We start from the raw sequence: 404 nt of genomic DNA, 5'->3' as shown, positions 1-404 counted from the left end.
GATCGGCGCGCATGAGTGGCGCAAGAAGGGTGTGGAGATTCCCGCGCTCGGTGGTGAGCGCATTCACCCGCACTACGGCGTGTTCTCGCCGGTGCGCGGCGAATACATCGAGCTGGTGGCGAATGCGCCGTTGCCTTCCAAAACGCTAGCGTTCGATATCGGCACGGGCACGGGTGTGCTGGCGGCGGTGCTCGCCAAACGCGGCGTGAAACGCGTCATCGGCACCGATCAGGACCCGCGTGCCCTGGCCTGTGCGCGGGAGAACCTGGCGCGTCTCGGGCTGCAGGCCCAGGTCGACGTTGTCGATGCGGATCTGTTTCCTGAAGGCCGTGCGCCGCTGATTGTGTGCAACCCGCCTTGGCTGCCGGCACGGCCCAGCTCGCCCATCGAGCGCGCCGTCTACG

General features: G+C 67.3%; 1 protein-coding gene. It reads left to right on the top strand.

Annotated elements, in window-relative coordinates:
- Positions 1 to 404: methyltransferase (locus D7Y13_RS44235; protein ID WP_147452771.1), on the top strand; the 404-nt coding region annotated here is incomplete at both ends.

Origin of the sequence: Corallococcus praedator (assembly GCF_003612125.1) — a bacterium.
Taxonomy (GTDB): Bacteria; Myxococcota; Myxococcia; order Myxococcales; family Myxococcaceae; genus Corallococcus; species Corallococcus praedator.
This window is presented reverse-complemented; position numbering and strand designations above follow the sequence as displayed.